Source organism: Mesorhizobium sp. dw_380, from assembly GCF_018588885.1.
Lineage (GTDB): Bacteria > Pseudomonadota > Alphaproteobacteria > Rhizobiales > Rhizobiaceae > Mesorhizobium.
In genome coordinates, this window is sequence record NZ_JAFFIW010000054.1 from 24,242 (window position 1) to 33,698 (window position 9,457).

The following is a 9,457-nucleotide window of genomic DNA, read 5'->3' on the forward strand; positions in this document are numbered from 1 at the left end:
CGGAGGCGCCAGAATTCATCTGGCGCTCGTCGGCGTGTAGCCGAAACGGCGACGGAAGCAGCGATTGAAGTACGACACGTCGCTGAATCCGCTTATCAAGGCGATCTCGCTGACACGCATTTCGTGCCTCTGCGAGAGCATTCTGCGCGCGCTCTGCAAGCGCAGTTCGAGAACGCGCTCGGTGAAGCTAGTGCCCGTCTCCTGAAGGAGATCGTGAACATAGCGCGGCGACAGGCCGAGTTCTTTCGCGACTTCTTGCGCCGAGATGCCGGGGCTGGCGAAATTGTCCGCGATCTTCGCAAGCACGGCCTGCAGCCTGGCCGCTCGCAGACCCCGCAGCCCGGCCAATTCGGCAGCCTGGCCTTTCGCGCCGGTCACCAGGCCGATCAGGTCGACGATCGTTTCCGTCGCGTGCGTTATGAGATCGGGCGAGGCGAGGGGGCGGCCGGTTTCAAGCAGCTGGCAATAGCGCTTGAGAAGATCGAGCGCTTCGTTTTCGGCGCCTATCTTCAACGCCAGCCTGTCGTCGATCTGCGGGAAGGCTTGGGTGAGGATGGCGCGCGGGACCACTATGTTTGCCCACACATTGCTGTCGGAGCCGGTCATTTTGAGCGCTTCCGACGCTGTGACAAGCACGGCCTCTCCTTGACCGATGCCATATTCGCGACCGACCTGGGCCCCGGACAATACTGTGTCGGCCTTGTTGATCAGCAGCAGATAGCCGTCATTGTCGTCGTCGGCGATGTTGCTCGCCTTCCTCGTCGCATGCTTGATGGTTCCAGACATCTGGCCAAGAACAAGCGGCCCGACAGCCGTGGCTTCGATCGAGGCCTGGAAAGGCAGGTTTTCCGATATGCCATATTCGACCGACCATATCTCCGCGAAATGGATATCCTGCCAGAGGGAAAACCGATCTCGTTCGCTAAGATGCGATGGCAACTGAGCCGATGAAAAGACCGTCTTTTGTGACAATGGTGTAACCCGATATATATTCGCTAGCTCTAATGTATTGAGCGCGATGCTTCCCATTCCAAGCATAACCAGCGACAATAGCCGCTCTGGCATCAACTGATCGAATTCAAATCCTTAGTCGAGATCAACCGCGCGTGGCGTCACCTGAAAGTATGACGCTACAAAATCCTTCGAGGCGAGATCGGAGCAAAATGGGGGCATGGTGGAGAGGCTGAGCAGTGAAGTCCTTTGTTCGATCATCGGCGATATCTACGATTGCGTCTTGAACCCCGATGGTTGGGCCGGGGTGATGACCCGGATCACCGGGGCTGTCGACGCGGCCTACACGACCATCGCGCTTGCCAGCACCGCCGGCAACCACGGCCGCTTCGCGGCCCAATCGCCCTGGGATCCCGAGCAAATGCGCGTGCTCCAGGATGACTACGACTTCGACACGATTCCGGGGCTGAAGGCCGCGGTCGTCGGCGACATCGACACCCCTGTCGCGACGCTGTCGCAGATGAGCGAAGCCGAGCTCCAGCAGACGCCGTTTTTTCAGAATTGGGCCAAACCGCAGGGCTTGCGTGAAGGCTGTATCACCAAATTCGTCCATACGCCGGACCGGATCGGGCTGATGGGTTGCACCACGCGGGCCACCAGGGCGGCCATATCAGCAGAAGACCAGCGTTTCCTGGCATTGCTCTCGCCGCATCTGCGCCGTGCATCGCTGATCGGAGACCTGCTCGACCAGACCCGCGTCACCGCCAATCTTTATCGCCAGGCGCTCGACCATCTGGCGGTGCCCGTTGTTCTGACCGGCGCACATGGAGCGATCCTCCACGCCAATGGAGCCGCCGAACGGATGTTTTCGGCGCAAGGCCCCATTCTTTCCAGGAACGGCCTGCTGCAGGTGCGAAATCCGGCAGTGGCCCGCGCCCTGCTGGAAGCGATCGCCAGTGCGGCGAGCGCGGATTTTTTGCTTGGCTCCCGCGGCATTGGCCTGCCCATTTCGGCCCCGGGTCAGCCGCCCGCCGTGGCCTATGTGTTGCCGTTGAGCGAAGGAACCGCTCGCGCCGCTTTCCAGCCCGCATGTGCCGCCGTCTTCGTGTCGACGACGACGGCCTCTTCCCCACTGCCCGAGGCCGTTCTCACCACTTTATTCGACCTTACGCCGGCGGAGGCGCGCGTCCTGCTGCGCATCGGCAGCGGATTGTCGGCGTCGAAGAGTGCATTGTCGCTCGGCATCGGCGAAAACACGCTGAAGACACACCTCAACCGCATCTTCGCCAAAACCGGCACGAGACGCCAAGCCGATCTCGTCAAACTCGTTTCGGATATCGGCACGCCGCTGGCGGCTCACTAGGCTGAAGCCGCCGATCAAGAGAGTATGCCGAAACCCTCGTCGACGCGGGACGTGTCGCCATCAGGCTCGACGCTGGGCGGTGCCATGGAGACCCCCAGCCGACGCCTGCTGAGACCGAATAGCCACACCGACCGAGAAAGCGTTGCTGCGCTCTCCAGGACAATTCAGGTGCGGCCCAGCCCAAGACGCGGCCGGCGGACAATGCAACACCGGGGCCGCGACAACAGCTGGATCCCCGCGAGGCATTTCGCGGGGACCACAACCCTTGGGGCGGCAGACAAACAATGAAAACTATTCTTCTCGCAACAGCATTGATCCTCGCGCCGGCCGGCATGGCGTGCGCGGCTGACATCAATGATGCCTCGCCGGCTGCTTACGATTGGTCCGGCCTCTATGCTGGCGTTCACTTCGGTTACGTAGCCGCAAAGTCCGATCTCACCGTCTTCAACTATGGCGGCGGGAGCGCCGATGTCGTCACCTCCATGGATGCGGACGGGTTTATTGGCGGCATCCACATAGGCTTTGATCAAGAAATGGCGAGCCGCTTCGTGCTCGGTGCCGAGGCTGACCTGGCATACAACAACGTGGAGGGGCTGACGATATTCGCTGGCGGCGTCACGATGCTCAAGAGCGAGCTCAAATGGTCGGGTTCGGCGCGGTTGCGGGCTGGCTATGCATTCGATCGGACTTTGCCTTACATTACCGGTGGCGTGGCCGCAGCCAAGTATGAAGTGACTGGGACTACCGGCACCGACAGCGTTCAACTCCACGACGAAACACATACTGGTTGGACGCTTGGAGCAGGCGTTGAGCACGCCTTCACCGACAAGTGGATCGCTCGGGTCGAGTATCGCTACTCCGACTTCGGTACCCAGCAGCTTTCGGCGGCAGACGGTATTAACACGGCGGCGGACGTCGACCTCAAGACACACGATGTCCGGGTCGGCCTCAGCTACAAATTCTGATCCGACAGGCCGGACAACACCCCGCGCTGGGCTCTTCCGCGCGGGGAGACGCAATTCGCCGTAGTTTCGGCCTTCGCCGATCGCCGCGCCGGCTCCCCTCATGGACTTCGCTGAAATACAACCCATATTGAGTCCATGGAGCTTTGAGCGTGTCCTTCGCGCGGGTGGCACTTCTTGCCGTGGCCCTGGTCGTCGCGGCTGTCGTTTCTCCGTTCCCTTCGGCCGGGAGCGAGAGGGTCGCGCTGAGCGTCGCCATTGACGGCGCCATCGGGCCGGCAAGCACCAGGCAGCTCGAGGAAGCGCTCGATGTCGCCACCAAGCGGGACGCCGCGGTCCTCATCCTGAAGCTCGACACGCCCGGCGGGCTGGTCACTTCGATGCGCGAGATGATCGCCGACATCCTGGCCTCGCCAGTGCCCGTCATCGGCTATGTCGCGCCGGCCGGCGGCCACGCGGCGAGTGCCGGCACCTATATCCTCTACGCCACCCATGTCGCGGCGATGGCACCCGGCACCAATCTCGGTGCCGCGACACCGGTCGAGATGGGGGGGCTGCCGTCGCTTCCGGGCGGCGAGAAGGACAACGGCCCGGCCAAGGACCAGAAGGATGCCAACGGCCGGCCGGCCGGCGATGCGATGATGGCCAAGGTGACGAACGACGCCGTCGCCCTGATCCGCTCGCTCGCCGAATTGCGCGGGCGCAATGGCGATTGGGGCGAGAAGGCGGTGCGCGAGGCGGCGAGCCTGTCGGCCAATGCGGCGCTGCAGGAGCATGTCATCGACTTCGTCGCCCGCGACACCACCGAGCTCTTGCAGCAGGCCGATGGGCGCACGGTCGACGTGGCCGGCAGGAAAGTGCTTCTGGCAACCAAAGGGCTGCCGGTCGAGACGCTGGAGCCCGGCTGGTTCATCCGGCTGCTCGCCGTCATCACCGATCCCAACACCGCTGTCATCCTGATGCTGGTCGGTGTCTACGGCATCATCTTCGAGTTCACCAGCCCAGGCGCTGTGGCGCCCGGCGTCGTCGGCACCATCTGCCTCGTGCTCGGCCTCTATGCGCTCGATCTCTTGCCGATCAACTATACCGGCCTTGCCCTGATGCTGCTCGGCATCACCTTCCTGGTCATCGAGGCGTTCAATCCCACCGTCGTGCTTGGGCTCAGCGGCGTGATTGCCTTCCTGTTCGGCGCCGCCATGCTGATGAGGGTCGAGGGACCAGGCTTTGCCATGTCCTGGGCCGTCATCGGCCCCGCCGCCGCGCTGACGCTTGGGCTGGCGCTGCTGACCGGCACCTATGTCTGGGCGGTGCGCCGGAACCCGCCGCGCGTCGGCGGCGAGGCCATGCGCGGCGTGCCGGCCGAGATCCTCGACTGGCAGGGCGGCGAGGGCCATGTGCTGGCCTTGGGCGAGCGCTGGCGGGCGAAGGCCGACGAGCCGATCGCGGCGGGCGACAGCGTCGAGGTCACCGACATCAGCGACCTGGTGCTGACGGTGCGGCGGCGCGATGCGGGAGGCAATGGAGCAAAACAATGATGATTGGTTATGTGGCCTATCTGGTCGTCGCGCTGGTGGTGTTCGTGTTCCTGTCCGCGGCCATCCGCATCCTCAGGGAATATCAGCGCGGCGTGGTCTTCACGCTCGGCCGCTTCACCGGGGTCAAGGGTCCCGGGCTCATCATCCTCGTTCCCTTCGTCCAGCAGATGGTGAAGGTCGATCTGCGGGTGGTGGTGCAGGACGTGCCGCCGCAGGACGTGATTTCGCGCGACAACGTCTCGGTGAAGGTCAACGCGGTGCTCTATTTCCGCATCGTCGACGCCGAGCGGGCGGTCATCCAGGTCGAGGATTTCATGGCGGCCACCAACCAGCTGGCGCAGACCACGCTGCGCTCGGTGCTCGGCAAGCACGAACTCGACGAGATGCTGGCCGAGCGCGACAAGCTCAACAGCGACATCCAGGAGATCCTCGACCAGCGCACCGATGCGTGGGGCATCAAGGTGTCCAATGTCGAGATCAAGCATGTCGACCTCAACGAGAACATGGTCCGCGCCATCGCCAAGCAGGCCGAAGCCGAGCGGCTGCGGCGCGCCAAGGTGATCAATGCCGAGGGCGAGCAGCAGGCGGCGGCGAAACTGGTCGAAGCGGGCCGGATGCTGGCGGCCGAGCCGCAAGCCATGCAGCTGCGTTATTTCGAGGCGCTGCACGACATCGCGGGCGAGCGTTCGTCCACGGTGGTGTTCCCGCTGCCGGTGGATCTGCTCGGGCAGTTTTTGAAGGGGCAGGGGAAGTGAGTTCCGTCTGCCAATAGAGCACTTTGCGGGCAAGTGAAATTGCCTGGCATTGCAGAAAGGCAAGTAAAACAGTGGGTTGCAGCGATGTTCTGCCCCAATACAAAAGCGCATGGCTTGGGCTATTACAGGAAAAGACGTGAAAGATCTTTTCGCGAAACGGGCCCATTCGAGCATTAGCAAACGCTGTTTTAAATAAACGAAAAATAAAGTACAAATGTTTGTCTTGGATCAAAGTCGAGATCGTGATTGTCGTATAACAATCCGTCCGCCTCGACATTTCGGAGGGACGACGGTGTCTGCCTTTCGTTCGGTTTCATAATACCGGAAGACGCAGGACAGCATGGTTGATCAATCCAAATCGGCATCTGGCGGGCCAATGGAGCTTCAGGCGGCCATCCTCCTTGCATTGCAAGACTATGTCCGCCGATCGGTAATCTCCACCAATCATGTCATGAAAAGGGTACGGGAACTGTGTCCCGACTGCACGCTCGAGGACCAGGTATTGGCCCGATTGATCCAGGAAGCCGCGATGTTGTTGGGATTGGTCCCGGTCTTCGACCCCTCCCTGGGCCAGATCAGGTAACCAAGGGCGTCCGGCTGGCAGGTCAGTTCGCGGACCGCCGGCATTAACCGGCGTTGCCAGCAATCGCTTCAACAATGACCGAGATCGGGGATGCTGGAAATCCGGGCCGCGCGTTCTGCGGCGAGATGATCGTCGATCGCGATGCCGATCCGACATCGGTGATTGATCTCGATGCAAAATCCGCAGCCGTGATTTTACTGCGTCTTCCCGGCAAGAAGACGCAGCGAGAGCACGTCGATGTCTTAAGTCAGCCTTAATACGTTAGGCGCAACAATAGTAACGTATCCATTTATTCTATTTCGCAAAAAAAGTCGGCACTCATCTGGCGGGATTGGCCTTGCGATTTCAGTTTTCGATGAGAGGGTTAAAGGACATTAGCGTCGGGACCAAGCTCTCGTGGGGCTTTGGACTGGCGTTGCTGTGCATCGTGGCCGTGGGAGTATTTGGGGTCGCGCAACTGCGATCACTCAACATGGTCACGAGCGAGATCACCGGCGTTTGGTTGCCACAGGTCCAGGTCGTCGGCGAGATGAAGCGCAATCTTGCGGAACACCAGCTCTATGCGACGTTGCGCGTGCGCACAGCCGAGGCTGCGCAGGTAGCCGGCATTGACAAGGAGATGGCGAGGGAAAGCGACGAAATACTGCAAGGTCGGCGCGCCTATCGCAGGAGTGCCGGATCGCTGGCCGAGCAGCAGCTGTTCGACCAGTTCGTCAACCTGTGGACGGCCTATCAAGATTCCCTGACATCGATTTTCCCGCTCCTCGAAACAGGAGAGCGATCGACTGCGGTCAAGGAGTTCGAGACGGTATCGCTCCCGACCGTTGCCGCCGCCACGCAGCGGTTGGACGATCTGCTGGCCCTCACCAATGAGCGCAGCACGGCCGCGGCGACGATGGCGGATAGCACCTATACCGTCGCGCAAAGATTGACTTGGCTGGCAGTTCTGTTTGCCGCCGGGTGTCTTGGTGGGCTTGTCGCCTGGATACGCCACAATGTCAGCAAGCCGATCCTCGCCGTGAGCGAGGCGATGCATCGCTTGGCGCAGGGCGAGCGCCGCTGGAGCCTCATTGCGCTGAAAAGGGATCGTCGGGACGAGGTTGGAGTGCTGTTCTCGGCCTTTGCAGGCTACCGAGCCAGTCTGGAGCGCAGCGATGCCCTGGCCCGCGAAGCCGAGCTGGAGCGGCAGCAACTGGCCGCGGCTGCCGCCAATATGCCCGTGGGGCTTTGCATGTTCGATGCGGAGAGGCGGCTGGTTCTGTGCAACCAAAACTACGCCGATCTCTACCATGTGCCGGAGGTTCTGACTCGTCCCGGCACGCCATGGGTCGATTTGATGCGGTTCCGGATCGCGGCGGGCCTCTATGTCGGCCAACACCCGGAAAAGTATCTGCAGCAGCTCACGGCGACTATCGATCGTGCCGAGCGCGTGGTGAGCCTGGTGGAGCTCAGGGACGGACGCACCATCGACCTCATTCATCAGCCACTGCCGGGCGGCGGTTGGCTTGCCACGCACCATGACGTGACCGAGTTGCGGCGCAGCGAAGCCAAGATTTCCCACATGGCGCGCCACGACGGACTCACCGAGCTGCCAAACCGCATGTTGTTCCGCGAACGTGCCGAGGAGGCTTTGATCGAGATGCGGCGCGAGGGTGGCACGGCCGCCTTCCTCTGCCTCGATCTCGATCATTTCAAGACGGTCAACGACACGCTTGGGCATCCGGTAGGCGACGCCTTGCTGAGGGAGGTCGCCGCCAGGCTGAGACAGGCCGTTGGTGAAGGCGATACCGTCGCAAGACTCGGTGGCGACGAGTTCGTGATCATCCAAAAGGGAGCTGATCAGCCGGTCGAGGCGACAGCCCTTGCCCAACGGGTCATTGATGGGCTGAGCGCACCTTATGTCGTGGATGGCCACGGCGTTATGATCAGCGCCAGCATCGGCATCTCGATTGCGCCGAACGATGGCATGGACGCTGACCACCTTCTCAAGAACGGCGACATGGCTCTCTACCGGGCGAAGGCGGAAGGACGCAGAACCTACAGGTTCTTCGAACCGGAAATGGATGCCCGCATGCAGGCGCGGCGGTTTCTCGAACTCGATCTGCGTGAAGCGGTGGTACGGGAGCAGTTCGAGATCTACTACCAACCGCTTCTCAATCTCGATCGCGGTGAGGTCAGCTGTTTCGAGGCGCTGCTGCGCTGGCATCACCCGACGCGCGGCATCGTTTCCCCGGGAGAATTCATCCCCCTGGCCGAGGAGATCGGCCTCATCGTCCCGATCGGTGAATGGGTTATCAAGCAGGCCTGTCTCGACGCGGCAAGCTGGCCCGGCAGCATCAAGGTCGCCGTCAATCTGTCGCCGGCGCAATTTCGCAACGCGCGCTTGCTCTCCACCATCGTCGAGGCGTTGGATGCCTCGGGATTGCTGCCTTGCCGGCTTGAACTTGAGATCACCGAGACAGTTCTGCTGGCCAACAGCCAGGCGACCCTGGCTATGCTGCAGCATATCCACATGCTGGGCGTTCATATCGCCATGGACGACTTCGGAACCGGATATTCGAGCTTGAGCTATCTGCGCTCGTTCCCATTCGACAAAATCAAGATCGATCAATCCTTCGTCAAGGACGCGGGGGATATCGACAGTTCTGTCGCCATCATCCGAGCGGTCACGAGCCTCGGCAACAGCCTCGGGATGCAGACCACCGCCGAGGGCGTTGAGACCGTGGAGCAGTTGGAACGGGTCCGAAGAGAAGGCTGCACCGAGGCGCAGGGCTTCCTGCTCAGCCGCCCGCTGCCCGCACGGGAAATCCCCGCAATGCTCGAGCGGACACGCGCCGTAGTGGCGGGCGAGATCATCGAGACCGCACCCGAAAAGACAGTCTCACGGAACAGAGAGAAGCCCTCCGCCGGCAGGCATCGCAGGAGCGTGTCTGTCTCCGCTTAAGTGAGGGCGGAGCGCGTAATCTCCCCCCTCGAGGGGGAGATGTCGCCGAAGGCGACAGAGGGGGTCGGTACGTCCTGACGCAACCTCCTATCGCCGACAGAAGAGGCTGGCGCTTCACGCGAGACGACCCCCTCTGGCCTGCCGGCCATCTCCCCCTCAAGGGGGGGGAGATGCCCGGCAGGGCAGAGGGGGGCGCCTCGCGCGAACCTTCGCTATCACCCGCCCCGGCGGCCCCGGGGAAAACCCCTTGCGGATCCAGTGTGGCAATGCCCGGGGGTTGCGGGCTCGTCCCTGGCCCACGTCCGCGCCGCGCCGGCCCCCCCGGCCCCGGCCCCGCGCCCACACCCCCCCCCCAGGGCCCCCA

9 protein-coding genes are annotated in these 9,457 nt (G+C 62.3%); 8 read left to right on the plus strand and 1 reads right to left on the minus strand.

The genetic code is table 11. The annotated features are described in order from the left end of the window. Positions 1 to 15 precede the first annotated feature (15 nt). Complete coding sequence (locus JT360_RS33845) at positions 16 to 606, minus strand: AraC family transcriptional regulator (protein ID WP_250889172.1); 591 nt, start codon at positions 604 to 606, stop codon at positions 16 to 18. A 39-nt stretch (positions 607 to 645) separates the two neighbouring features. Here JT360_RS33845 and JT360_RS33850 point away from each other — a divergent pair, with 39 nt between their 5' ends. From JT360_RS33850 to JT360_RS30250, 8 genes are all read left to right on the plus strand, one after another. Further along, on the plus strand, positions 646 to 951 hold the full coding sequence (locus tag JT360_RS33850) for a hypothetical protein (RefSeq protein WP_250889173.1): 306 nt from the start codon (positions 646 to 648) through the stop codon (positions 949 to 951). 220 nt (positions 952 to 1,171) lie between these two features. After that, positions 1,172 to 2,314 carry a helix-turn-helix transcriptional regulator gene (locus JT360_RS30220; RefSeq protein ID WP_250889174.1) on the plus strand — a complete coding sequence of 381 codons (1,143 nt, stop codon included), beginning with the start codon at positions 1,172 to 1,174 and terminating at the stop codon, positions 2,312 to 2,314. Between the two features lie 284 nt (positions 2,315 to 2,598). After that, a complete protein-coding gene (locus tag JT360_RS30225) occupies positions 2,599 to 3,279 on the plus strand; it encodes an outer membrane protein (RefSeq protein WP_214476621.1) in 681 nt (226 codons plus the stop codon). Positions 3,280 to 3,428: 149 nt separating this feature from the next. Further along, the gene (locus tag JT360_RS30230) at positions 3,429 to 4,811 is read left to right on the plus strand and encodes an NfeD family protein (RefSeq protein WP_214476623.1); all 1,383 of its coding nucleotides are present in this window, start codon (positions 3,429 to 3,431) and stop codon (positions 4,809 to 4,811) included. Then, positions 4,808 to 5,566 carry a slipin family protein gene (locus JT360_RS30235; RefSeq protein WP_214476625.1) on the plus strand — a complete coding sequence of 253 codons (759 nt, stop codon included), beginning with the start codon at positions 4,808 to 4,810 and terminating at the stop codon, positions 5,564 to 5,566. The genes JT360_RS30230 and JT360_RS30235 overlap by 4 nt, the downstream gene beginning before the upstream one ends. A 340-nt stretch (positions 5,567 to 5,906) precedes the next feature. Then, positions 5,907 to 6,149 (plus strand): hypothetical protein, encoded by a 243-nt coding sequence (locus tag JT360_RS30240; protein WP_214476627.1) that lies wholly within the window; start codon positions 5,907 to 5,909, stop codon positions 6,147 to 6,149. Between the two features lie 74 nt (positions 6,150 to 6,223). Continuing rightward, positions 6,224 to 6,406, plus strand: a complete 183-nt coding sequence (locus tag JT360_RS30245) for a hypothetical protein (RefSeq protein ID WP_214476630.1) — start codon at positions 6,224 to 6,226, stop codon at positions 6,404 to 6,406. 80 nt (positions 6,407 to 6,486) lie between these two features. Next, entirely contained in the window at positions 6,487 to 9,093 is a 2,607-nt protein-coding gene (locus JT360_RS30250; protein WP_214476632.1) for an EAL domain-containing protein, read from the plus strand. Positions 9,094 to 9,457 lie beyond the last annotated feature (364 nt).